This window comes from Streptomyces sp. NPDC091416 (genome assembly GCF_044756845.1).
GTDB lineage: Bacteria > Actinomycetota > Actinomycetes > Streptomycetales > Streptomycetaceae > Streptomyces.
On record NZ_JBIVTU010000005.1, the window covers coordinates 517,131 to 540,271 of the forward strand.

Annotated in this window: 23 protein-coding genes and 3 pseudogenes; 7 read left to right on the forward strand and 19 right to left on the reverse strand. The window is 70.2% G+C overall.

Going from position 1 to position 23,141, the window contains the following annotated elements; translation table 11 throughout:
• Window positions 1-176: 176 nt before the first annotated feature.
• From ACIQMX_RS18470 to ACIQMX_RS18485, 4 genes are all read right to left on the reverse strand, one after another.
• The gene (locus tag ACIQMX_RS18470; protein WP_402479246.1) at window positions 177-614 is read right to left on the reverse strand and encodes an STAS domain-containing protein; all 438 of its coding nucleotides are present in this window, start codon (window positions 612-614) and stop codon (window positions 177-179) included.
• The gene (locus ACIQMX_RS18475) at window positions 611-1,705 is read right to left on the reverse strand and encodes a B12-binding domain-containing protein (protein ID WP_402479249.1); all 1,095 of its coding nucleotides are present in this window, start codon (window positions 1,703-1,705) and stop codon (window positions 611-613) included. Before ACIQMX_RS18475 ends, ACIQMX_RS18470 begins: the two co-directional genes overlap by 4 nt.
• Window positions 1,702-3,378: a SpoIIE family protein phosphatase gene (locus ACIQMX_RS18480; protein ID WP_402479252.1), complete on the reverse strand. Its 1,677-nt coding sequence runs from the start codon at window positions 3,376-3,378 to the stop codon at window positions 1,702-1,704. Before ACIQMX_RS18480 ends, ACIQMX_RS18475 begins: the two co-directional genes overlap by 4 nt.
• A 229-nt stretch (window positions 3,379-3,607) precedes the next feature.
• Window positions 3,608-4,795 carry a PP2C family protein-serine/threonine phosphatase gene (locus tag ACIQMX_RS18485; protein ID WP_402479255.1) on the reverse strand — a complete coding sequence of 396 codons (1,188 nt, stop codon included), beginning with the start codon at window positions 4,793-4,795 and terminating at the stop codon, window positions 3,608-3,610.
• 93 nt (window positions 4,796-4,888) lie between these two features.
• On the opposite strand from ACIQMX_RS18485, the gene ACIQMX_RS18490 reads away from it, so the two are divergent.
• Complete coding sequence (locus tag ACIQMX_RS18490) at window positions 4,889-5,377, forward strand: MarR family winged helix-turn-helix transcriptional regulator (RefSeq protein ID WP_402479258.1); 489 nt, start codon at window positions 4,889-4,891, stop codon at window positions 5,375-5,377.
• Window positions 5,378-5,560: 183 nt separating this feature from the next.
• Here ACIQMX_RS18490 and ACIQMX_RS18495 read toward each other — a convergent pair whose 3' ends face one another.
• From ACIQMX_RS18495 to ACIQMX_RS18515, 5 genes are all read right to left on the reverse strand, one after another.
• Entirely contained in the window at window positions 5,561-6,142 is a 582-nt protein-coding gene (locus ACIQMX_RS18495) for a DUF6529 family protein (protein ID WP_363076421.1), read from the reverse strand.
• Window positions 6,143-6,156: 14 nt separating this feature from the next.
• Window positions 6,157-6,645: a hypothetical protein gene (locus tag ACIQMX_RS18500; RefSeq protein ID WP_402479261.1), complete on the reverse strand. Its 489-nt coding sequence runs from the start codon at window positions 6,643-6,645 to the stop codon at window positions 6,157-6,159.
• A gap of 386 nt (window positions 6,646-7,031) precedes the next feature.
• Window positions 7,032-7,901: a universal stress protein gene (locus ACIQMX_RS18505; protein WP_402479264.1), complete on the reverse strand. Its 870-nt coding sequence runs from the start codon at window positions 7,899-7,901 to the stop codon at window positions 7,032-7,034.
• A 91-nt stretch (window positions 7,902-7,992) separates the two neighbouring features.
• A complete protein-coding gene (locus ACIQMX_RS18510; RefSeq protein ID WP_363076415.1) occupies window positions 7,993-9,996 on the reverse strand; it encodes an APC family permease in 2,004 nt (667 codons plus the stop codon).
• 376 nt (window positions 9,997-10,372) lie between these two features.
• Complete coding sequence (locus ACIQMX_RS18515; protein WP_402479269.1) at window positions 10,373-10,978, reverse strand: phosphatase PAP2 family protein; 606 nt, start codon at window positions 10,976-10,978, stop codon at window positions 10,373-10,375.
• A 299-nt stretch (window positions 10,979-11,277) separates the two neighbouring features.
• Here ACIQMX_RS18515 and ACIQMX_RS18520 point away from each other — a divergent pair, with 299 nt between their 5' ends.
• From ACIQMX_RS18520 to ACIQMX_RS18530, 3 genes are all read left to right on the forward strand, one after another.
• The gene (locus tag ACIQMX_RS18520; protein WP_402479272.1) at window positions 11,278-11,571 is read left to right on the forward strand and encodes a hypothetical protein; all 294 of its coding nucleotides are present in this window, start codon (window positions 11,278-11,280) and stop codon (window positions 11,569-11,571) included.
• A 182-nt stretch (window positions 11,572-11,753) separates the two neighbouring features.
• Window positions 11,754-12,128, forward strand: a complete 375-nt coding sequence (locus ACIQMX_RS18525) for a BlaI/MecI/CopY family transcriptional regulator (RefSeq protein ID WP_363076411.1) — start codon at window positions 11,754-11,756, stop codon at window positions 12,126-12,128.
• Window positions 12,125-13,057 carry a M56 family metallopeptidase gene (locus ACIQMX_RS18530; protein WP_402479274.1) on the forward strand — a complete coding sequence of 311 codons (933 nt, stop codon included), beginning with the start codon at window positions 12,125-12,127 and terminating at the stop codon, window positions 13,055-13,057. The genes ACIQMX_RS18525 and ACIQMX_RS18530 overlap by 4 nt, the downstream gene beginning before the upstream one ends.
• Window positions 13,058-13,373: 316 nt before the next feature.
• Here the strand turns inward: ACIQMX_RS18530 and ACIQMX_RS18535 are convergent, their stop codons facing one another.
• The 5 genes from ACIQMX_RS18535 to ACIQMX_RS18555 are packed head-to-tail and all read right to left on the reverse strand — an operon-like array spanning window position 13,374 to window position 17,367.
• The gene (locus ACIQMX_RS18535) at window positions 13,374-13,787 is read right to left on the reverse strand and encodes a VOC family protein (protein WP_402479277.1); all 414 of its coding nucleotides are present in this window, start codon (window positions 13,785-13,787) and stop codon (window positions 13,374-13,376) included.
• Window positions 13,784-15,061 carry an erythromycin esterase family protein gene (locus ACIQMX_RS18540; protein WP_402479280.1) on the reverse strand — a complete coding sequence of 426 codons (1,278 nt, stop codon included), beginning with the start codon at window positions 15,059-15,061 and terminating at the stop codon, window positions 13,784-13,786. Before ACIQMX_RS18540 ends, ACIQMX_RS18535 begins: the two co-directional genes overlap by 4 nt.
• Before the next feature lie 49 nt (window positions 15,062-15,110).
• Entirely contained in the window at window positions 15,111-15,761 is a 651-nt protein-coding gene (locus tag ACIQMX_RS18545; protein WP_402479283.1) for a CatB-related O-acetyltransferase, read from the reverse strand.
• 11 nt (window positions 15,762-15,772) lie between these two features.
• Entirely contained in the window at window positions 15,773-17,092 is a 1,320-nt protein-coding gene (locus ACIQMX_RS18550) for an FAD-dependent monooxygenase (protein ID WP_402479286.1), read from the reverse strand.
• Window positions 16,996-17,367, reverse strand: a complete 372-nt coding sequence (locus tag ACIQMX_RS18555; protein WP_402479289.1) for an FAD-dependent oxidoreductase — start codon at window positions 17,365-17,367, stop codon at window positions 16,996-16,998. The genes ACIQMX_RS18550 and ACIQMX_RS18555 overlap by 97 nt, the downstream gene beginning before the upstream one ends.
• A 117-nt stretch (window positions 17,368-17,484) precedes the next feature.
• Here ACIQMX_RS18555 and ACIQMX_RS18560 point away from each other — a divergent pair, with 117 nt between their 5' ends.
• Window positions 17,485-18,063: a TetR/AcrR family transcriptional regulator gene (locus ACIQMX_RS18560; RefSeq protein ID WP_363076399.1), complete on the forward strand. Its 579-nt coding sequence runs from the start codon at window positions 17,485-17,487 to the stop codon at window positions 18,061-18,063.
• Between the two features lie 453 nt (window positions 18,064-18,516).
• Here the strand turns inward: ACIQMX_RS18560 and ACIQMX_RS18565 are convergent, their stop codons facing one another.
• From ACIQMX_RS18565 to ACIQMX_RS18575, 3 genes and pseudogenes are all read right to left on the reverse strand, one after another.
• Window positions 18,517-18,903 carry a VOC family protein gene (locus ACIQMX_RS18565; protein ID WP_402479291.1) on the reverse strand — a complete coding sequence of 129 codons (387 nt, stop codon included), beginning with the start codon at window positions 18,901-18,903 and terminating at the stop codon, window positions 18,517-18,519.
• A gap of 189 nt (window positions 18,904-19,092) precedes the next feature.
• Window positions 19,093-19,443, reverse strand: coding sequence for an antibiotic biosynthesis monooxygenase family protein (locus tag ACIQMX_RS18570; RefSeq protein WP_363076395.1), 351 nt, complete (start codon window positions 19,441-19,443; stop codon window positions 19,093-19,095).
• Between the two features lie 202 nt (window positions 19,444-19,645).
• Window positions 19,646-20,061 (reverse strand): annotated as a pseudogene (locus ACIQMX_RS18575) (anthrone oxygenase family protein); the annotation flags it as partial.
• Window positions 20,062-20,152: 91 nt separating this feature from the next.
• Here ACIQMX_RS18575 and ACIQMX_RS18580 point away from each other — a divergent pair.
• Window positions 20,153-20,722: pseudogene (locus ACIQMX_RS18580) on the forward strand (TetR/AcrR family transcriptional regulator); the annotation flags it as partial.
• Between the two features lie 243 nt (window positions 20,723-20,965).
• On the forward strand, window positions 20,966-22,255 hold the full coding sequence (locus ACIQMX_RS18585; RefSeq protein WP_402479295.1) for a haloacid dehalogenase-like hydrolase: 1,290 nt from the start codon (window positions 20,966-20,968) through the stop codon (window positions 22,253-22,255).
• Between the two features lie 71 nt (window positions 22,256-22,326).
• Here ACIQMX_RS18585 and ACIQMX_RS18590 read toward each other — a convergent pair whose 3' ends face one another.
• Together ACIQMX_RS18590 and ACIQMX_RS18595 are read right to left on the reverse strand one after the other, a co-directional pair.
• On the reverse strand, window positions 22,327-22,650 hold the full coding sequence (locus ACIQMX_RS18590; protein ID WP_363076391.1) for a hypothetical protein: 324 nt from the start codon (window positions 22,648-22,650) through the stop codon (window positions 22,327-22,329).
• Between the two features lie 293 nt (window positions 22,651-22,943).
• Window positions 22,944-23,104: pseudogene (locus tag ACIQMX_RS18595) on the reverse strand (TraM recognition domain-containing protein); the annotation flags it as partial.
• Between the last annotated feature and the right edge of the window lie 37 nt (window positions 23,105-23,141).

Genomic DNA, 23,141 nt, shown 5'->3' on the forward strand with positions numbered 1-23,141 from the left:
CCACGTGAGGATCCGACGGGCGTCACGAATGAACCCCGATCGGACGGCGAAGCGCAGTTTCGGACTCGCGGGACCCGCAGGCCCCCGGCAGCGGTGCGGCGTGCCACAGCGTCGGCCGGGACTGCGCGGGTGCTGGTGTGGCTCCCGGCGGTCGCCGCCGCGGCCGGTTGTGGTGGTCAGGAGATGGGTGCGGAAGGCGGGGAGGCGTGGAACTGGTTGCCGGCCGGAGCGGGTGCCTCGTCAGGGTGTGCCTGTGAGGCTTGTCCGCGCTGGGGTTCCTGGCCGTCCGGGGCGAAGAGGTGGCGGATTCCGGTGAGGTGCAGGATCCGCTCCAGGAACGGCGGAGGGTTCTCCAGGCCCAGGCGCACGTCATGCGCTGTGGAGCTGCGGTGGATCTGGATGAGCATGGAGATGCCCATGGAGTCACACGTTTTCAACTGGGAGCATTCCAGCAGCAGTTCGCGTGGACGTGGCTGTCCGGCGATGCAGTCTTCCGCGTGCCGGAGGAGTTCGTCGCCCCCGTCGTGGTCCAGGTCGCCTGCGAGCCGCAGACGCGCGGTGTCCGGTCCGGCTTCAACGGTGAGGGTGAAGGAGGGGCGGGCCGTCGCGGTCATGTGAGAGCTCCGGAATGTCGGCCGGCGGCTGTCGTCGTGCCGTCCAGGGCGAGGCGTGCCCGGTCGAGCAACCGGGTGGATCGGGGAAACTCCTTCAGCTCGGCCCCCAGTATCTCCAGGGCCGGGTGCAGGGACTGGGCGGGGACGTGGCGTGCGGTGAGGATGCCCGCGGTCCAGGTGATGAAGGTGGTGAACAGGTCGTCGTCATCGGTGTAGAGGGCCACGGTCAGGAACTCGACGATGTGCGCGATGTCCTCGGCGGTACGCCGACGCTGCTGATCGCTGTAGGCGGCCATCGCCGGGAAACGCCCTTCCATCTGTGCGAGGACCTCCCTGACGAGTTGTCCCTGGGTCCGGGTGACGAGGGTGTACTCCTGGTCGGCGAGATGGGGCAGGTCATCGATCTGCAGCCGGCCGGCGGCCAGGTTGGGCGCGGCGATTCCGTCCGCGAGCTGCTGTGCGGCGGTACGGGCATCGGGCGCCCAGGCGTTGGCGCCGAGCAGACGGGCATAGCGGCCGGTGGGCCCGAAGGCGGCCCCGCCGGCGAGGACGGGTACGCCGATGGACTGGCAGGCGGTGATCGCGCCGTGGGCCGCGGGCAGCCGGGTGGGGAGGGAGGAGGAGAGGGCCACGACGTCCGCACCGGAGTGATGCAGATGGGCGACGAGGTGTGGGGTGGGGACCTGAGCGCCGAGGAAGTCGACCTCCCAGCCTCGCAGGGTGAGGACTTCGGAGAGGAGGCGCGCGGGCAGAACATGCCACTCCTGTTCCACACACGCCACGGTGACCCGGCCGAGATGCGGTGTGGTGCGGGAGGCGGTGTGGTGGGCGAGGGCGGCGACGACGCGCTCGGCTATGGCGCTGGCGGCGTGTTCCTGCGCGACGGTGATGCGGTTGGCGGCCCATTCGGCACCGACCCTGATCTGCACAGGGGCGATGATGTCCAGGAGGGCCGACTCGGCGTCCATGCCGTTGTCCAGTGCGGCGAGGACGAGGCCGGTGGCCGCGAACTCGTCGCGATCGACGGCCGCATCCCACAACCGCTCCCGAAGTTCCTGGAGGCCGCCGTCGGCGGTCGCGCATGTAGTCATGCGGTGTACCTGCCCCGGGTGTGGCCGTTCACCGCACTCAGGTGGTTGGTCAGGGGCGCGGTGATCGCGACGACGGCCATGTCGTCGTGGCTGCCGTCGCGCAGCCATTGCGAGGCCAGCATCTGGATGTGCTCGACGACTGCCTCGCTGGGCATGTTCGCGCATTCCGAAAGTGCCTGCTTCAGGCGTTCTTCGCCGAAGAAGTCGTCGCCGAGCGGTCCGCCGCGGGCTTCTGTGATCCCGTCCGTGTAGAGCAGGCAGGTCTCACCGGGCTGCAGGGTGGTTTCCGCGGTGTGGGACTCGATGAGGGGAAGGGCTCCGATCAGGGTGCCGCGGGTCCGGACCTCCTCGACCCGGCCGTCGGTCCGGACCACCAGGGGCGGGGAATGGCCGGCCGAGGTCAGGCGCAGCCGCACCACGTTGTCCGAACGCTGGACCGAGGCCATGACCATGGTGGCGAAACGGGCGTGATGGGAGTTGAGGAGCGCCCCGTTGAGGAGCTGAAGCATCCGCTGGTGATCGTCGGCCATCGGGACGAGGGCCTGCAGGGTGTTGCGGATCTTGCCGGTCAGTACGGCTGCGTCCAGGCCCTTGCCGCAGACGTCACCCAGGACCACGAGTGAAGCCTCGGCGTCGGTGCTGCCCGGGTGGACGTCGTAGAAGTCGCCCCCGACGCGCTCGGTCGCTCCGGCCGGACGGTAGCCGCCCGCGAACTCGACCCCGTTGATCCGGTGCAGTTGCGGCGGCAGCAGATCACGCATCAGTGTCCTGGTGATGTCGCTCTGCTCGGCGTACATCCTGGCGGCTGACAGTGCGGCACCTGCCCGGGCGGCGAACAGCCGGGCGAAGCTCTCCTCGTCCTCCGTGAACCGCGCACTGCCGCGCAGCAGGATCAGCGCACCTGCCGGAACGCCGTGGCCGGGCAGCGGGGTGATGACGACCGACCCGATCTCCCCGGTGTGCCCCGGGGGAGTGACCCACTCGGGCAGCGTCCCGGGGTCGAGCCACCGCGAGGGTACGGGCGGAAACCCCTGCAAAGCCTCCGTCAGACCGGGCAGCTGCGACGGATCGACCACGATCAGACTGCGGGTGGCCTCCTGGCCCGCGGTGGCATGGGCGACGGGCAGCTTGTGACCCCTCGCCGGTGCCACGACGACCGCCGCATCCGCAAGATACTGAGCGGCGAGCTGTGCGGTGGCCGTCATGCACCGGTCGGTGTTCAGAGAAGCCAGCAGCACATTGGACGCCTCCGAGAGGAACGTGGTGCGTTCGCGCTCGGTGGCCAACGCCTCTTCGGCGAGGCGCCGGCCGGTGTCCTCGACGAGCCACCACACCACATTGCCGTCCTGCCCCCGGGTGGGATGCGCCACGAAGCTCTGCGCTTCGATCTGCCCCGACACCGACGGCAGCGCGCCGCCGTGCTGGGGGGCATGGGCCGGAAGCATGATGCGGAGGCCCGCCTCGTGGTGGGCCCTGGCGAGCCAGGCCGGAACCAGGTCTGCCATGACGGCCCCCGGCAGCGCGCCCGCGAGGAGGTGCGAGGCCGCAGGGTTCATTTCGACGACGGTGCCATCCGCGTGTGCCTCGATCACGGGATACGGGGCCATGCCCCACGCGTCGGACGCCAGATGCTCTTCAGTCTTCGTAACGGAGTTTCCCTTGATAGGGGCCATGAGGGGGGACTCGCCTGTGGCGAGCCGCACCACCTTCCACCTGGAAGAAAATACTTACCTTTCGGCAACCATCTCGCAGGCGTGTCCCTCATGGCAACCCGCCCCCGCCCCGGACGTTCTGAGGGTGCCCCACGTCCGGCACTCCGTCTGCCCCGCGATCTCGTCACCCCGGACGGATTCCTGGAACTACGTAAGGAAAGCCCGTTTTGGGAAGATTTCGATCCCTGTGTCAGAGCCGGTGCGTGGCCGGGCGGCCGTGCCAGTCCAGGCAGACGACCAGGGAATCATCCGCGGCAGGGCCCGCACCGCGGTGCCCCAGCAGTTCCTGCAGCATCGTTCTCGGGACCTGTGACGCGGGGAGCAGGCGTGTGCTGGTGATCGCCTTGGCCAGCGCGTGGAGGCTGTACCGCTCGCCGGCGGGCGACAAGGCGTCATAGACGCCGTCGCTGATGAAAAGCAGCCGGTCCCCGGGCTCGACCGTGAAGTGCTGCGAGGCGTAGGACGTGTCCTCGAACATCCCCAGGGGCATCTGGGCGTCGAGCTCGATCGGCTCTACAACCCCCTTGCGCAACCGCCAGATGCGGGGCGACCCGGCGTCGATGATCTCCACGTCTCCGGTCGGCAGGTGGAAGCGGAGCAGCAGGGTGGACAGGAACTGCCGCCCCTGGTGCTGGCCGTAGACGGCCTGGTCGGCCAGGAACGCCTGGTCCGCCAGGCTCAGCCCTGCTCGGCGGGCATTGCGCAGTGCGTTGACGGCGAGGTTGGTGAGCAGGGCGGCGTCGATGCCTTCGCCCATGCCGTTGCTGACCGTCAGGGTGAGGTCGTCCGCAGCGGCCGACCAGTCGAAGCTGTCCCCGAAGATCGCATAAGCGGGCTCGAGCTGGGCACCGAGGCTGTACTCGGTCCGGGAGCACGACCGCCCCGGCAGGAGCTGCCACTGCATCTCGGCAGCCAGAGTCAGCCGCTCGGCCCGGCGGGCCTGGAGGAACAGATCGGTGTCCCGCTCGGCAACGACGACCTCGTGCGCCAGCGCACTCGCGCACTCCTGAAGATCTTCTATCGTATCGGCCGCCACTTCATCGCTGCCGGCGGGCAGTGTGACGCTCAGCACTCCGAGCCGGTCGCCCCGGACGCTGACAGGAAGATGAACCGTTGCGGCGGCGAGAGGTTCGTCCTGAACGCAGTACGGCTCCTGGGCGCCGAAGGCACGGCCTGCGTCGGTGTCGTACACCGACAGGGGTTCACGGGTCTGTGGCAGGACGCTGACCGGTTGCAGTCGTGTCATGGCGTAGTCGGCCATCAGAAGCTCCACCGCCACGGCTTGATGGCGGCGTTCGATCAGGGCGCGGAGCACGTCGAAAATCTCATGCGGCGCGGCCTCACGTAGAGCGCGCTCGACTGCACTGGGTCTCTCCACCGCTGCTGGTCCTGCTTCCCTTGGCATATCTTTATTCGTGAGCCTGCTCATATCGACCGGCCGAAACGGGCACAAGTCCAACGGGAGTGTCACATGCGCGAGGACCCCTCCGCCCTCCACCCGCAGGTGCCCGGCGCCCTGTCGGAGGTGACCCAGGCCCTGGAACTGCTCGAAATCGCCTGGGAGCGCAGCCGCGATGTCCTCAGCACCGCTCCCGTCTCCACCGCGCAGACGCGTGTGATGTACATCATTCAACGTGAGCCGGGGATCAACCTCAGTGCCCTGCGCCACCAACTGGCCGTGGCCGCCCCCTCGGTCACCCGTCTCTGCGACCGCCTTCAGGCAGCCGGTTTCCTCCGCCGGACACCCCGTCCCGAGGACCGCCGCGAAGTCCAGCTGGAACTGACCGACGCCGGCTCCGCCCACCTTCGGGAAATTCGGCGTCGCCGCGAGCACGCGCTTTCCCAGGCCATGAACCGCATGACGCCTGAGGCGCGTCAGGCCCTGTCCACCGGACTCGTCGCCCTGTGTGAAGCCGCTCCCGAACCCCTTCAGCCACTGCGCCACCAGCACACCGCCTGAACCGGCTGCCCGCACTCCGGGGCCCTGTCGGCACGCGCGGACGAACGAGCGCAACAGCGTAGAGCGGTGCCTAGGCCTGATTCGGCGTCGCTCACGTCGGCAGGGTGTCCGGGATCCCTCCCCGGCGGAGTTCCGCGAGCCCGGCTGCGGCAGAGTGCGCCCGGCCGGGTTCGTAGGCACCGCTCATGTCGGGGGAAAGCCCGGTACTGAGTCTCCGTTCAGGGCCCAGAGGGCGGCGGTGTACCAGAGAAGGGCCACACCGAGCACGAGCATTCCGCCCGCCGCCGGAAGCAGCCGGCCGGGCAGGCGTCTGCTGCGCACGATGATGATCTTGGCCGCGAACGCCCCGTAGAGGGCGCACCCGGTGAAGGAGTGGATCGCCACCCGCGGGGATGACGTCTCGATCCCGTAGGTCATCACGCAGTGATACGCGATCGGCAGCGAGAACAGGAGGATGAGGAACCCGAGCACTCGGTGTACCAGCGGAACCGGCCGGGGCGCGGAGCGGGCACCCGGCACGCGGCCGTACATCCAGAGGGCGATGCAGAGCTGGATGAGGGCGAGGCCGAGCAGCGCGGTGCTGAGCCGGGCCTTGAGATCGACTGCCACGGTGCCGTGGGTACCGAAGAGTCCGTTGCCGTAGTCCGGCGTGTGGCGGGTTCCGAGGAAGTAGATTCCGAACCCGACCGCGACAGGGACCAGGGCCGCGAGCACGGCGGCGGGAACGAGGCTTCTGCCGCCGTCTTCGTTGCGTTGCGTGCTCATGCCGCTCCGCCGTCTCAGCCTTCGACCTTGTCGCCCTTGGTGTTCAGGACATACCACTTGGCGCCGAACTGATCGAGGCCCTGGCCGTTTGTCTGGCCGGGCTTCTTGTCGTTGACGTAGTAGTACAAAGGGTGCCCGTTGTACGTGACCTGTTTGTCCCCGCCGGAACGCGTGGTGACGTCCAGCAGCTTCTTGTCCACGCCTTTGCCGACCTTGGCGGCCCCTTTGGTGAGCAAGGGAGGCCAGGCCTCGGCACAAGCGTCCGCGCAGTTCGACTTGTTCTTCTTGTCTGCGAGGAAGAGGTGCAGCGTGTTGCCCTTGTCGTCGACCAGGATGCTGCCGAGCTTGCCCACGGACTTCGTGTCCACGGTGGCCGGCGTCGAAGGCGAGGCGCTGGAGGCGGTGGGTCCGTGGCTCTCTGCCGATGTGCTGTCGGAGCAGCCGGTCAGGACGGTGCCGAGCAGGGTGGCAGCACAGGTGGCCATCATGGTGGTGCGCTTCATCAAGATCTCCGTGGGGGAAGTGCGGCGGGCCCCCTGTCTCTCCCCGCTCACGCCCGCCCGTTCACTGAGCAGTCGTCAGGACCACTCACCCGGAGGCACCCCGGACAGCCTGCACGCGATGAAGACGACTGAGCCTCCATCAACTGGAAACCGCAGATCGAAAGGCTGGTGTGATCGCTGTTCGGGGTGCTCACGTGCTTCGAGGGCAGCAGTCTGCGGAGCAGGTCATCCGGCAGAGCGGTCGGCCCGCCGGTTCCCGCCTGCCGTGACCGGGTGGGCCCTCATGGTCCGATCCGCTCGGGAGTCGGTCGGCATGGGGCCCGCCCAAGCCGCTGCGGCCGCCTCCACCGCCCTGCGTTCCACCTGTCGTTGACAGTCCCTGGTCCTCATGGGGGCGGCCACGGGGTACTCACGAGGGCGACAGGGCAGGGCGAATGGCGTAGTGCAGCGTGGTGAGTGGGCCCGAGTTCACGACGCACCATGCCATGCCGGTGCCGGACTCCGAGAACGAGCAGGTCGGCGACGTGCGCGGCTCGGGTCAGGGCACGGTGCGCGGGGCCGTCGACGACTTGTCTGCGCACCGTGACGCCGCATTCGGCGGCTGTCCGGTCCGGAACTGCCGTGCTGAGGAGGGCGTCGGCCGCACGGGAGCCGAGGTCGGGTGAGCCTTGATGCGTTTCTTGCCGGCTGAGGGAGTGAACCACGACCAGGTCGCCACCACGGGCCTGCGCTTCGTGGAGGGCGAAAGAGACCTGGGCGGCGCCGGCGTCGGTTCCCTCCCCGACACCGAGGATGACGTGCCGGGCTTCTGATGGGGGCCGTGGGGCGCAGTCGCCGACGACCACGATGGGGCACCATGCGCGTTCTGCCACACCGGACACGACGGAGCCGGTGGACAGGTGCCGTAGGAGGCCTTGGTGTCCACGATGACCGATGACCAGCGCGAAGGCGTCTTCTCCCGCGTGGACCAGGACGTCGACGGGTTCCCCCGGCAACAACTCGGCGCGGACCCTGACCTCGGGGCGGCGCCCGCGGGCCCGGGTTTCGGCGGCGGTGATGATCTCTTCCAGTGCGGCGGCCTCGGTCAGGCCCTCGGGGAAGTCCTCCGCAGGGGTGGCGCCTTCGAAGCGTTCCCATACGGACGCGTGCACGATGCGAAGGGGCCGGCTGTGCAGAGCGGCCTCGTCGGCGGCCCAGTCGAGCGCCTTCATGCTGGAGGGGGAGCCGTCCACGCCCACGGTCACTGGTTTGTCCACCGGCCACGCTCCCTGTTCCTTACCAGTGAAACGACGGTCCGCTGTGCCCGCAAGTTGCGCGGCGCCGGGGTGTCTGGACGGCGGCTCCCGGTCAGCGGGTCGGTTCGCCTCGGCGGACGGAGCCCGGCGCGCGCGCACCGTGGCGGTCGGCCCGCGCGGAGGAGATGAGCTGCCAGGGCACGCTGATCACCATGACGCCGGGAGTGAAGCGAAGGCGTGCCTTGATCCGGAGCGCCGACTGGTTGTGCAGCAGGTTCTCCCACCAGCGGCCGACGACGTACTCGGGAATGTAGACACCGAGGATGTCGCGGGAGCTCTCGCGGCTGAGGGAGCGTACATAGTCGACGACGGGCCGGGTGACCTCACGGTAGGGGGAGTCCAGAACCTTGAGGGGGACATCGATGCCGAGTCGCTGCCACTGGTCTTCCAGCGCACGTGTCTCTTCGTGGTCGACGGCGACGGTGAGGGCCTCCAGGCGGTCAGGCTTGGAGGCGCGGGCATAGGCCAGTGCCCGCAGTGCCGGTTTGTGGACGCTGGAGACCAGCACGATCGCCAGGACGCGGGAGGGGGAGATGAGGTCGGTGTGCGGGTCGGTGCTGGTCAGCTCGGCGGTGGTGCGGTCGTAGTGGCCGCGGATGGTGCGCATCAGCAGCCACAGCACCCCGGCGGCGAGCACGGCCAGCCAGGCACCTTCGAGGAACTTCGTGAACAGGACCACCACCAGGACCAGACCGGTGAACACCGCACCGACCGCGTTGATGACCCTGGCAGTGTGCTGGCGGCGCCGCAGCGTGGGGTCGCCCGCCGTGGACAGCGCCCGGTTCCAGTGCCGGACCATACCGGTCTGCGAGAGGGTGAAGGAGGTGAAGACACCCAGGATGTAGAGGTGGATCAGGGCCGTGACTCTGGCCTCGAACCCCCACAGCAGCAGGCCGGCGGTGACGGCCAGCGCCACGATGCCGTTGGAGAAGGCGAGTCTGTCCCCCCGGCTGTGCAGCTGGCGGGGCAGGTAGCGGCGCTGCGCGAGGACCGACGAGAGCAGCGGGAAACCGTTGAAGGCGGTGTTCGCGGCGAGGATCAGGACGAGTGCGGTGACGGCCTGGATGTAGTAGAAGCCGACACTTTTCTCCCCGCCGAAGACCGCGGCGGCGATCTGGGCGATGACGGTGCGCTGCTGGTAGGTGGCGCAGTCGGCGCCCAGGCCGGTGAGCCGGCAGGCGTCATCGGCGATGTGGACCTTGGAGACGATCGCGAGAGTGGTGACACCGGCGAACATGGTGACCGCGATGACGCCCATCGCGGCCAGGGTGGTCGCCGCGTTGCGTGACTTCGGCCTGCGGAAGGCGGGAACGCCGTTGGAGATCGCTTCCACGCCGGTCAACGCCGTGCAGCCGTTGGAGAACGCCCGCAGGACCAGCAGCACCAGCGCCACACCGGCCAGTTGCACGTCGCCCTCCTGCGGCCGGATGCCGTACGAGGCGCTCTCGGCGACCGGCGCATTTCCGACCAGGTACCGGAAGAGCCCGGTGGCGATCATGATGATCACGCCGCTGACGAACAGGTACGTCGGCGCGGCGAAGGCCCGTCCGGACTCGCGTACGCCGCGAAGGTTCACCACCGCGAGGAGCGCTACGAGGCCCAGCGCCATCGGCACCCGCTGTGCGTGCAACTGGGGGACGGCGGAGATGATGTTGTCCACCCCGGAGGCCACGGACACGGCCACGGTCATCACGTAGTCGACCAGCAGGGCAGCCCCCACCACCAGACCGGCCCTCTCGCCGAGGTTCGTGGAAACGACCTCGTACGAGCCCCCACCGCTCGGGTAGGCGCGCACGACCTGCTGGTACGACAGCACCACTACCGTCATCAGCGCGACGACCGCAGCCGCGATCCACGGCGTGAAATGCACATACGCCAGCCCGCCCAGCGTGAGCACCACCAGGATCTCCTGCGTCGCGTAAGCAACCGACGACAAGGGGTCCGAAGCGAAGATCGGCAGGGCCACCCGCTTGGGAAGCAACGCCTGGCCCAGCTCGCTGCTGCGCAGGGCGCGGCCGACCATGAGCCGCTTCGCCACCTCGGAGATCCTGTTCACAGGAGCGAAGGTAGGGCGCCGGCCTCCCGATCAGAAGGACCATCGCCCCGACGCACGTCAACACTTTGTGTGCCGTCTTCGTCAGCTGTTCGGTCGAGGTTCTCAGGGCAAGCAGGGCGCGCAGGATCCGGGCGGGTGGCGTGGGCCGGGTCGGGGCGAAGCCTGGCGAGGCGGTGTTTGCCGGAACAGTCGCGCCGGTCGGCCTCTCCGGTGCGGCGCCGGGTGGGGATCAGGGTGCCATCGCTGAGTGGTGCAGCATCGCTTCGACGGGCAGCAGCAGCCCGGGTGTCTCACCGAGCACGACGACGGTGACCAGGAAAAGGCCCCTGCTGCCGCCGGGGCCACCCCGCCGCACAACGTGCGCGCGGGCGTCGGGTCACGCGGCGGCCAGCAGTGGACGCAGTGGGCCGTCCTTCAGCCGCGCGGCAATCGCGCCCTGCTTGCGCCGAACCGCCCAGGTGGTGAGGAGGGCGACCAGGGTGCCGAGGAGGAACCCGGCAAGGACGTCGTGCGGGTAGTGCGCGCCCACCCACACCCGCGAGGCCGCCATCAGAGCCGCTGCGGCCAGGGCGACGAGACCGAGCCGTCGCGATACGAGAAGGAGGGCGAAGGCTGCCGCGGCGGCGAGGGCCGCGTGGTTGCTGGGGAAGGACCAGTCGCCGGGTGCGGGGCAGGCTTCGAGGGTGGCTACGTGCAGTTGGTCGCAGGGCCGGTCCTCATGGACGGCGAGTTTCAGCAGGGAGTCGACGCAGAAGACGAGGACGGTGACCAGGGGGACCGCCAGCGCGGTGACCACGGCCGGGGTCCCCGCTCGGCGGGCCTGCCACCACGCGACGAGCATCAGCAGTGCGAACACTCCCAGTCCGTAGGCCGACCAGTCGGTGATCAGGCTGTCCACCCATCCGGGCGCCCGGTCGGCAAGGCCGACGATCTTGAGGTAGGCGGGGCCGTCGATGGCTGAACCGTCGTAGGCGAGGGGCATCAAGAGGTCTCATTCCGTTGCGTGGTGGCTCTCCGGGAACGGAGTAGTTCGGCCGCGGGCGCGAGCAGGGCCACAGCGACGAGCACGGCGATGACCGGCAGCAGGTCGCGCTCCACGTGGAGGATGGAGGAACGGAGGGCGTGTATCCGGCCGGTACCAGGCCGACCGTCCGGACCGGGCCGCCCGCGGTCCGCCGGAGGGTGAAGACCCGCCGGACGGGGACGTTCGGCGCCCCGGCGAGCGGGTTCGGAACCGCCCGTACGACCGGGGACGAAGCGAGCCGGCACGATCGCCTTGGCGTGGCCGTACCGCTCCAGTGGTTCCCCGGCACGCTCGACATCCCCGCGCAGACGCACGGACCGGCTTCGGGAGAGGGCTGCTCCACCCGCCCGGCGCCCGATGAAGTATCCGCGCTGGACGCCGGGAGCCTGGCGGCCGCCGCAGCGACCGGAGCCCATGGCGGCAACGGCGTGGCGGCTGCTGTTCGGGCCGCCTGCGCGCAGGCGGCCCGAAGTGAGGAGCAGGGAGTCGCCGGTCAGCAGGCCGGTCTCGGCGAACAGCACCACCGCGATGCCCGGGACGCCGAAGGCTGACAGCGGCGACTGGGCGTCGAGGAGGTCCACCGCGAGTGGAGGCGCAGCGATGACGTGTACGGCCATGAGCGGCGGCCTCTCGCTGAATGCGGGCAGGGGGTATCCGGGACGGAACGACCGAGCGACTACAATGACGTAGACGGTCTACTGCACTGTAGACGATCCGGAGATGGGGGTACGTCATGGCGGAGGGTGCTGCCGAGCGCAGGGCGGCCGGGGAGTTGGAGGCGAGCGTGCTCGCGACGCTGTGGGCCGCCGACGGTCCCCGGACCGTCGGTCAGGTTCAGCACAGCCTGGCGGTCGAGCTGGCCCGCACGACCGTGACGACGGCCCTGTCCCGCCTCTTCGCGAAGGGGGCCGTCGGCCGGGAACGTTCCGGTCGTGGATTCGCCTACTTCCCCGTCCGGGACGCCCACGGCCTGACCGCTCAGCGCATGCACCACGAGCTCGACAAGGATCACGATCGCCAGACCGTGCTCGCCCGGTTCGTCTCCGATCTGGATCCCGAGGACGAACGCATACTGCGCGACCTTCTGGGACGCGGTGACGGGCAGTGATCACCGCCCTGATCGTGCCGCTGCTGATGCCACTCGCGGCACCGGTGCTCGTCCGTTGGGCAGGCCCCCGCCAGAGACCTGCGGCTGCGATGTGGGCCCTGACCGCGACCGCGTGTGTGCTGGCGGCGTGCCGGCTCGCGGCACTCGGCGGCCTGCTTCTCGCCGGCACGCTCACCATGTCCGCCCCGGCCCGCCTGGGCCACCTGATCCACCCCCTGAACCTGGCGCCCGCCGTGGTCGCCTACCCGGTCATCGCGCTCGCCGTCGGGGCGCTGCTCGTCTGCGCTCGCGCCGTGGCCCGGGCGGCGCTGCGTCAGCTCCGCCAGTACCGCGCCGCGCACGCGCAGTTGCGCGACGCGCCCTCTGCGGGAGACCTCAGTGTCCTGGACAGCCCCGAACCCGACGCCTACGCCCTTCCCGGGAGCCCGGGGCGCGTCGTGGTGACCTCCGGCATGCTGCGTACTTTGGACGGACCCGAGCGAGAGGCCCTCCTCGCGCACGAACGGGCCCATCTGGCCGGCCGCCACCACTACTTCCTCGCCGCGGGCGAGCTCGCCACCCGCTGCCATCCCGCCATGGGCGGACTGCGCGATGCCATCGGCCTGGCCGTCGAGCGTGTCGCTGACGAAACCGCCGCGACCGCGGTCGGTGACCGCCGCCTGACAGCGCGCGCCATCGGTCGCGCAGCCCTTGCCAGGAATGCCGGCAGCTCCGCTCGGCCCGTCTTCGCAGCGGGAGCCGCGGGCGGACCCGTGCCTCAGCGTGTGAAAGCCCTGCTCCAGCCGGCGGCGACTTCTCGCAGGCTGGCAGTCGCGGCAGCCGGCCTGCTGCTTGCCTGCTCGGCCGCAAGTGGTGGGGGAGCCGCTGCCGGGCTCGTGAGTCTGCATCACACCGTAGAGATCGCCCAGGGCGAAGTGCAGGACGACTGACCGGCGGCCGCAGTTCTCCCGCCACCGCGATCTGCTCGTCCTCGTCCACGCCCCGGACTTCAGCCGCCCGTCCACGCGCCTGCGCCGTCAGGTTGGAAAGGCTCACTGGCAGGGGGGCGGGGCACACGCCCTGACAGCCCCGGCTGTGGCGGGAGCCGTGCGGTCAGCCGATCGATGCGGCGGCAGTGTCCGGCCGCTGGAGGAGTCCATGGAGCCGGCCGGCGACGACGGCCCCCGGTCGGCGCGGTGGGGACCGCCGTCCGCGTCGGAGGGAAGACGCGTCCGCCACGGGCCCGTCATGTGTGCCGCATGCCTGCTACGGAGCCGGGGCGGTGTGGCCGGCGGGTGCCAGGGAGCGCACGACGTCGAATTCGTTGCCTTCGGGGTCGGCCATGACGGTCCAGCTGCGGGCGGGGCCTTGGCCCACATCCACTCTGGTGGCGCCGAGGCCGAGCAGTCTGGCGACTTCGGCCTCCGTGCCGGTGTCGATGGGGCTCACGTCCAGGTGGAGCCGGTTCTTCGCCGTCTTCCTCTCGGGCACCCGGATGAACATCATGGTCGGTGCCATCTGGCCGGCCCGCACGGCTTCGGCGGTCGGTTCCCAGGAGCCGATCTCGACCTTGTCCTCGCTGCTGTCGAGGACGGTGAAGTCCAGGACCTGGCACCAGAAGGCGGCGAGTGCCTGCGGATCGTGGCAGTCGATGACGAGTTCGGTGAATCTGCTGGTCATGGCTTCTCCAGGTCGTCGGGGGTGGAGGCGGGAGTGCAGAGGATGCCGTCGAACGCGTCGACGACCGGGGTGTGCTGGTCGATTCCCTGCATACGGATGCGGTCAGGGCTGCTGACGCGCTCGGCCCGGGCCCGGCGCAGATCGGCGAGCGCGAGGCCGAGCCCCGCCCGGGCGAAGGCCGCTTCGACGCTTCCCGGCACGGGCGGGTTCAACGGGGAGTCGTGGAGGGTGAATCCGTGGCGGGCCGACTCGTCGCGACGCATGTCGGCGGTGTGGCCCGCGATGCTGGTCAGGCCGAGGGCGAAGTAGGAGTCACCGAGGGCGTGATGGAGGTGCTGCCCCATGGGCAGCCCGGTGAGGCGGCCGTCGAAGGCGACCGGCTTCCGCTGGATGTGGGCGTTGTGCGCCATGAGGACGACGCGGGCCGTGGGTCCGAGCCGGTCGAGGTGCCACAGCAGTGACTCCGCCATGCACAGATCGCGGGCGGACGTGTCGGCCGTGAGCCCGCCCCCGGCGAAGAGGGCGGCCATGGCGCGGAAGGTGTAGTCGCCGTGGCAGGCGGTCTCCAGGCAGCGCAAGGCGGTGTCGTAGCCGTGGCGGTCTGCCCGGGACAGGTACAGCGGTCTCAGGGAACGGAACCGGATGAGCAGCCGTGCAAGGAGAGCGCTGAGGGTGTCCTGGTCGGTGGTGGCCAGACGTGCCCAGGCGGGCGCGGCGACCGCCGCCGACCCCCCGGCGAAGGACGCGGCGATCGTGGTCGCGCTCCGGAGCATCGGCAGGGACTCCGGGTCGACGCGGCGGAGGTAGTCGGCCACCGGCGCCAGGGCGGGAAGCAGCGAGCCGCCGGCGGCCGGGATGTCGATTCCCGCGAAGCGGACCGGCTCCGCGGCGCTGCGGTTGTGCTGGCGGAGATAGCGAGCCGGCTCCCGGAGCCCGATGGGGACCGCGTCGGCCAGGAGCCCGGCCAGATCCCCGTCCGCTCCGGTGCCGCGGGCCCATGCGTCGAGGGGGAGGGCCTCGGCGAAGCCGTATTCGAAGGCCAGGACGGTGAAGCCACAGCGTTCGACCAGGAATCGCAGGACGCGTTGTCGCAGGGCCGCGAACTCGCGGATGAAGTGGGAATGCTCGCCGACGGCGATCACGCGGACCCCGTCGAGCATGTCGCGCAGCGGTTCCAGGTCATCCAGCGGCGCCGCCGGGTCGAGGTGAACGAGGGGGACGGCCTGGCCTTCGAGCCAGTCGGCGAGGGGGGTTTCATCGGTGGCGGCGGGCATGGCGGGGGCACTCCTCGGGACGTGACGGTGACGCGGGCGGGTGCGGGGATCAGGGGGTGCGGGGGGAGGGCGCGGCCTTCCGGAGCTCCTCCACGCTGCCGGACATGAGCGTCGGAATGTGCGCGCCGATGTGCTCCGCGGGCCAGTCCCACCAGGCCAGGGCGAGCAGCCGGGCGATGTCCGGGGCGCTGTAGCGGGTGCGGATGAGGCGGGCCGGGTTGCCGCCGACGATGCCGTAGTCCGGCACGTCATTCGTGACGACCGAGCCGCTGGCGATGATCGCGCCGTGTCCGATGCGTACGCCGGGCATCACGGTCGTGCTGTGGCCGGACCAGACATCGTTGCCGACGACGGTGTCGCCTCGGCTGGGCAGGCCGGTGAGCAGGTCGAAGTGGTCCGCCCAGGAGCCGCCCATGGTGGGAAACGGAAACGTCGAAGGGCCGTCCATACGGTGGTTGGCGCCGTTCATGAGGAACCGCACCCCCGTACCCAGGGCGCAGAACTTGCCGATGATCAGCTTCTCCGGCCCGTAGTGGTACAGCACGTTGCGTGTCTCGAAGGCGGTCGCGTCGTCGGGGTCGTCGTAGGAGGAGTACTCCCCGACCTCGATCAGCGGGGGCGTGACCAGGGGTTTGAGCAGCACCACCCGCGGCTGGCCCGGCATCGGGTGGAGACGGGTGGGATCGGCGGGAACGGGCATGGCGGAGGTCCTTATCGTGCGCCGGTACGTGCTGCGGGGTCCGCGGCCGGCCGGTGGGACGGGCCGAGGTGCGTTCGGGGGTCACCGAACCAGGCGGTGAGCGCCCGTCGCAACGAGGGCAGGAGTGCGTCGGAGGGTTCGCCGACGGGCGCGGCCCAGGCGATCCGGGCATCCGGGCGGATCAGGATGGCGTCGGCCGGCCGGTTGTCGGTGCCTGCGGTACGAACGTCGACGCGGTGCGCCCACTGCTCGGCTGCCTGTCGGAGTTCGGGGCGGTCGGCGAGGTCGAGGAACACCGGGCGCGCGGGGTGCATGAGTTCTGCGACGCTGGTGGTGCCCCGGCCGGTGTCGAGGATGAGGTCGGGTGCGAACGTACCGGTCAGAGCATGCCCGTCGTCGCCGGGCACGGGGTGGTGGACGTCGGTGCCGGCGACCATGGCTCCGACGCGTCGCAGCGCCGCCTCGTCACCGAGAAGTTCCTGGAAGACCTCACGGAGTGCTTGTGCGGCGGGGTCGTGTCCGCGCCGCAGCGCCTCCTGGGCGCGGGTGTGGAGCAGCGTCCGCGCCCCGGCCGCGTGACGTTCGCCGTGGTAGGTGTCCAGCAGGCCGGGCGGCGCCCAGCCGTGCACCTCGGCGGCCAGCTTCCACGCCAGGTTGACCGCGTCGAGCATGCCGGCGTTGAGCGCGACCCCGGTGGCGGGAAACACATGGGCGGCGTCGCCCGCCAGCAGCACGCGTCCGGCCCGATAGCGCTCGGCCTGCCCGGCCCGGAACCGGTAGCGCGACAGACGGAGCGGCTTCCCCAGGGGCAGCTCCGCGCCGAGCACCCGGCGAATGCTGCCCCGGAGATCGTCCAAGGTCGCCGGCGCACCGTCCTCGTCCGCGCAGTCCCGGTCCGCGCCGTCCTCGGTGGTGGAGATCAGCAGCACCTCGGAGGTGAGCCACCCGAACCCGAACACCCCGTGCTCGGTACGCGTGAACCCGGCGCGCAGTCTGCCCAGTCCGGGTACGTCGAGGTCGCCGTTGTCGTACCGCCCCGCTCCTTCGCCGAGGGTGACCTGGCCCAGCCGGTTGATCTCCGGGCAGGTGGTCGCGGGGAACGGGATGCCCGCGGTGTCACGCACCCCGCTGTGCGAGCCGTCGCAGCCGACCAGGTACCGGGCGTGTACCCGGTAGGGCCCGTCCGCGCACCCTACGTCCACGGACACGCCGTCCCGGCTCTGGCTGAACCCGGTCACCTCGTGCCCGCGGCGGACCCGGGCTCCCGTCCCCACGGCTCGTTCTTCCAGCAGGCGTTCCAGACGCGGCTGTGGAACCTGGACCGCGAGCATCGGCGCATCCGCCGCCCGCCGAAGTCCAGGTGCACACCGCCGAACGGGAACCGAGGTGCAGGGTGAGGGTCGGTGCAGACCGCATGAAGGTCCGTCAGCATGCCGTGGAAGTGCAGCAGTTGCAGGATCTGCCCGCCCAGACCGTTCGCCCGCGGTGTCTCGCGGAGGCGCTGCTGCCGTTCCAGAACCAGGGCGCGCACGCCGGCCGTGCGTAGTTCGTTGGCCAGCATCAGCCCCGTCGGTCCCGCTCCGACAACGATCACATCAGCGTCCATGTGCCCACCTCGCTAAGACACGGCACGTGCCGTGCCGCTCTGGTGGCATCAGCGTGCAGGGATCCCGGAAAGCTGTCAAGAACGGCACGTGCCGTGCCGTTCGGTTACAGTGACGGCATGACCAACGTCCGGCGAAGCGGCCCCGACCTGACCCGAGCCATCATGCGAACCACGCTGGATCTGGGGCAGGAGCTCGGCTACGCCAAGCTCAGCATCGAGGCGATCGCCGCCGGGGCGGGCGTCGGCAAGCACACGATCTACCGCAGATGGCCCTCCAAAGGAGCCCTGTTGCTCGACTCGCTGCTGTCACTCAGCGAGTCGGCCCTGGACTACCCGGACACGGGGGACATCACCGTGGACCTGCGCCGGCAGATCTACGACGCCGTGGACCTGCTGGCCGCGGCGCCGCTCCGCCCCCTCTTCCAGGCGATGGTGGGAGAGGCGCAGCATGACCCCGGCGTGGCGACGGCGCTCAACGAGCGCTTTATCGCTCCACAGGCGGCCAAGACCATGGCGCGCCTGAAGACGGCGCAGGACAAGGGCCAGTTGTCGCCCGGCTTCGACCTGGACCTGGCGATGGCGATGCTCTCCGGGCCGCTGTACTTCCGCCTGCTGATCACGCAGGAGCCGCTGACCCACACCTACGTCGACCGAGTTCTCGACGTTCTCTTCGCCGGGATGGCGCCACGTCAGTGACGGCAGCCGGCCGGTTCGGTGCGTACCGCTCCATCGTCGGCCTGTCGGCCTGTCGGCCTGTCGGCCAGTTGGCCAGTCGGTCGGCCGGGCCCAGCGGGGGTGCGACCCGCAAACCGAGCTTGACCAGCCCCGACTCGCGGGCGTGGGTGATGTCCGCGCAACTTCCGGGTCCGGGCGGGCTGCAGACAGCAGTCGCCCGTCCCCGTCGGCGAGGGCCATGGCCTTCACGGCGTTCTGTCTGTTCTTGGCCGGAGACGAACTTGGGCCGAGAACCCCCGCCGAGGTCGTGGGGCATCTCGGCCGGGCCGGGACGACCGGTGTCATCGACGGTACCGAGATCCGGGTCCGCCGCCCAGTCGTCAGCCGCACGGACCGGGACGACGGTGCACCCTCTCGACGGCGAACGCGATCCCGTCACCGGCGAGACCGTGATCCGCCGGGCCGCCATCGGCCTCACGGTCCGGTGCAGCCCGGGGTGAGGATCTCCATGAGATGTCCGTCGGGGTCGCGGAAGTAAGTGCCTCTACGGCCTTCGGGGCGCTTGCTGTGATAGGTCTGCCCGGTCTCCCGGCATGCGGGATCGCCGTAGTGGGTGATTCCGCCGTGCTGGATGCGGGCGAGGGCGGTGTCGAACTCCTGCTCGCTGACCATGAACGCGTAGTGGTGCGGCTCGAAGTCGTCCGCCTGGTCGTAGTCCAGGCTGACCTGGTTGGCCAGCGTGACCGGCGTGAAATGCGCCAGCGGCGGATCGACGCTCAGGCCGAGGGTGTCGGCGAGGAACTGCGCCGAGGCCTGCGGATCACGGGCGGGGACGATGGTGTGATTCAGTTCCACGGTCATGTGACTCCTCTTCAGGGGCGGGTATTCAGGGGCGGGGCTGCGCGTAGTGGGGGTGCGTGGCGGCCGTGGCCGCCCGGCATGGTGCATGGCTGCGTGACGGCGGCCCGGGGGAGGGGGGCGCCTTGTCCGGCCAGGTCCGGGGGAGAGCGGGGCCGGACCGGCTGCCCTCCCCCGGCTACAACTGCCGTGTCATACGTCGATCTGCTCGAAGATGTGCGGGTAGGACGCGATGTCGTCGGAGGACTCGGCCACCATGCGCTGGAACTCCGGCGTGCTGAACGCCGTGGCGAGTGCCTCGGTCGACTCCCAGACCGCGATGTTCATCAGGAGTTGGCTGCCCGCCGTTCCCTTGTGCATCTGCAGGGAGACGAACCCCGGCTGGGCTCTCATGAACTCCGCCTGCCTCCGGAAGAGGGCCAGGAACGATTCGGTCCCCTCCTCCGGGACGACGAAGGTGTTGGCCAGGACGACGGGCCCGGTCTTCTCCTTGAACTGCGCGAACATCGGGGTGTGCGGGTCGAGACTCTGCAGCTTGGCCATGTCCGGTATTTCCTCTCGCTATCAGTCAGTAGGTGTCGCCGGCGCCCGTTGCCCGGGGGTGCCGGCGGAGTTCGGGGGTGCTGGTGTCCGGGTCCTGGATGTGGACGGATGGGGCGGTGCGGCACTTCGGGCGCACGGTCGGGCGGCTGCGTCCGGCAACCGGACGAGTGAGCGCGCGGGCTCGGGCGGGGCGGGGCGAAGCGGCGACGTGGACGTAGTGGAGCCGCTCCCAGCGGTTCGGCCGCTCCTTCCAGTCGGCGGGCCTGTGGTCGGGGCTCCATGTCTTGTTCCGGTTGTTGATCGGAGCGAAGAGCAGAAGCGACATGACCACGCTGAGGATCAACAGCGCACCGGCGGTGACGAGGGGGCTGGTGTCGCGGTGGCGCCGTCCGGCGAAGACGCATACCGCGACGCGGACGAGCGAGCCGAGGGCGAGCGAGCCGAGGTGTCACACCCGGCATTACGGCGCCGGGCATCCGGCCTTCGAGGGCGTGGCCGAGCCGGCCGACGTCGCCGGGACGTGCGATGAGGATCTGGTTCATGACGAAGGCGACGGAGAATTCCGTCCCCACCCGCGCCGACGACCGCGGTGGTGACGACCTCGATTGCGTTGAGCATGATGCCTCCTCCGGTGATCTAGCGTCGCTAGGTCTTGAGTTGATGCTAGAACTACCGCTGCTCCATTGTCTAGCGACGCTAGGATCGAATCATGTCGGTACAGGACCGCAAGGCGTGCGAACGGGCGGTCCGAGAGCGCTTCATCGCGGCGACGGCCCGTGAACTGGCCGAGGAGCAGGGCTGGGACGCGGTCGCCACGCGCCGGCTGGCGGAGCGCATCGAGTACAACCGGCCCGTCCTCTACGGCCACTTCCGGCGCAAGGGCGAGATCATCGGTGCCGTCGCCCTCGAAGGCGCCGCCGAGCCGGCCGTCGCGGTACGGGCCGCGACCGCCCGTGCGGAGGGTACGCGGACCCGGGCCGCCGCCCTGGCTCGCGGCTACCTCGACTTCGCCGAGCGCGACCCGGCGGTCTACGACGCCCCGTTTCAGCTCGACGGCGGTCTGGCGTACGCGCAGGAGGACACCCCGGAACCGCTCAAGGACGCCTTCGCCGCGCTGCTGGAGGGCCTCGGCGAGGTCGCCGGAGACGGCGTCCACCCGGGGCTGTTCACCGAGGTGTTCTGGGCGTCGCTGCGCGGGATCGTGACCCTGACCCGGGCGGGGCGGCTGCTGCCGGAGGATACCGAGCAGAGGGTGGAACTGCCGGTGGACCGGCTCGCCGGGCTCCGGCACGCCGTTCCGGTGCGCGCACGGCCGGGAGTCTTCGGGCCCCGCCGCCTGCCCAGTTTCCGGTCGCCGGGCCGGATGCTGCTGCGCCCCTGCCACCCCGACCCCGGGGTGGCGAAACGCTGAACGCTACGACGCAGACCTCGCCGACGAGACGTGAGTACCCGTCAATTGACCACCGCAGAGGGGCGTGTGCCCCCTCTACATCGCCGAAACATTGATGTACGGTCCACTCGCATGCGTACCCGACGTGTTCTCGCGTGGACCTCAGTCGTGACGGCCGCATTCGCGGTCGCGGCCGCAGCCGGCCCCGTGGCAGCCGCCCCGGCCGGTCGCGTGTCCGTGACGCCGACGACCCGCTGCCCTCAGCTCTCCGACGAACTTCCCTGGTACGGCGGCAACCGAGCCCAGCTGCAGCACGTGATCGACGAGCGCGGCACCTGCCACGGCAGAGGTGGGCCGCGCCCGGTCGCGGCGTTCGACTGGGACAACACCATCACCAAGAACGACGTCACCGATGCCACCATCAGCTGGTCCCTGCGGCACGACAAGATCCTTCGGCCCGCCAGCTGGAAGGACACCAGCACATGGCTGACCGGCACCGCGAACAAGGCCCTCACCGATGCCTGCGGAACCGAGGTGGAGGTGGGAACGCCCCTGCCCACCTCCACCAACGCCCGCTGTGCCGACGAGATCCTCCAGATCCGTGAGAACGGCAGCACGATGAGCGGCGAGGCCGCCTTCGCGGGAAAGTGGAACCACCGGCGCACTGTGCCGCAGTACGCGTGGGTGCCACAGCTGTTCGCCGGACACACCGTCCCCGAACTGCGCGCGTACACCGAGGCCGCGCGCACGGAGGCCCTCGCCGCGCCCGTCGGTGCGACCCGCACCGTCGGCACCCACGTCCTTCCCGCCTACGTCCGGTACTACGACCAGCAACGCGACCTCGTCCGGACGCTCCAGAAGGCCGGATTCGACGTCTGGATCGTCTCTGCGGGTTCCGAGCCCGTCACCGAGGTCTGGTCGCGCGGCATCGGAATCGACCGTGCGCACACCGTTGCCATCCGGTCCGTGCTCGACGCCGGGGGCCGCATCACGACCCGCAATGAGGGCTGTGGCGGCGTGGGCGTCACCGAGGGCGAAGTCATCCCGTACATCGACGGCAAGCGTTGCTGGATCAACCAGGAGATCTACGGGATCGAGGGCCGGGCTGCCTGGAACCGGCAGGCTCCCCACCGGCGGATCGCGCTCGGCGGCGGTGACGCCGACACCGACGTGACGTTCGTCGGCGATGCCACGGGCGCGCACCTGGTGCTCAACCGCAACAAGAGCGAGGTGATGTGCCGCGCCTACGACAACGCCGACGGCCGCTGGGTCGTGAACCCCATGTTCATCGAGCCGCTGCCCCGCAGGACCACCGCTTATCCCTGTGCGACCGCCGCCTACACCGAACCCGACGGCACCGTCGGCCCCGTACGGCGTGGCGACGGCAGCGTCGTACCGGACCAGCAGGACACGGTGTACTGACGCGGGGCCGGCACCAGGCGGTCCGGGCCGCTAGATCCTGCGGGCGTGGTGCGGCGCGGCGTCTGCGCCGGTCAGCGTGTTGCCAGTTCCGTGCGGATTCGGGGGAGCGCCTTGGTGCCGAGGAGCTCGATGCCGCGCGGGAAGTCGCGTGGGGGCACGCCGCCGACATCCATCTGGAGGATCTGGCGGGTGTGGCCGAGCAGACCGTGGAGGTGAAGGACGCGGCCGGCGATCTCGCCGGGGCTGCCGGCGAAGACCATGCCGCCGGCTCCGCAGGCGGCGGTACGGTCGGCACGCGGAGGCATGGGGCGGCCAAGTCCGGCCATGGCCTCGGCCATCATGCGGTGCTCGTGCTCCAGGAAGGCGGTGCGCGCCTTGTCGCCGGTGTCGGCCACGAATTCATGGACGGCGAAGGCGATATCGGCCTGTTCGGCGGGGTGGCCGGCCTGTGCCCAGGCGGCGCGGTAGGCGCGGCCGTACTGGGCACGTGCTCGGGGGTGCCGCCGAGGAGGCCGAGGAACAGGGGCAGCCCGAACTCGACCGCGCGGTGGACGGACTCCGGGCTGCCGCCGGTCCCCAGCCAGATCCTCAGCGGCTCTTCGGGGTCCGGGAAGACCGTCACGTCGCGGAGGACGCGCTGTCGATGCGGGCCGTCGAAGGAGAGGCTCTCACCGGCGTTGACGGCCATGGGCAGAGCACGGATCGCGTCCGCGGGCAGGATCCGTTCCTGTCGCGTGCTCACCGAGGTCGGCTTGCCGACTCGGAGCGCGAGGCGGATACGGTCGGCACATCGTGGTAGCCGGTCAGACGCGACAGTTCGTCGGCGAAGCCGGGGTCGTCGATGCCGGACGCTTCGGGACCGGGGTCTGCACGACACGGGGGTGTA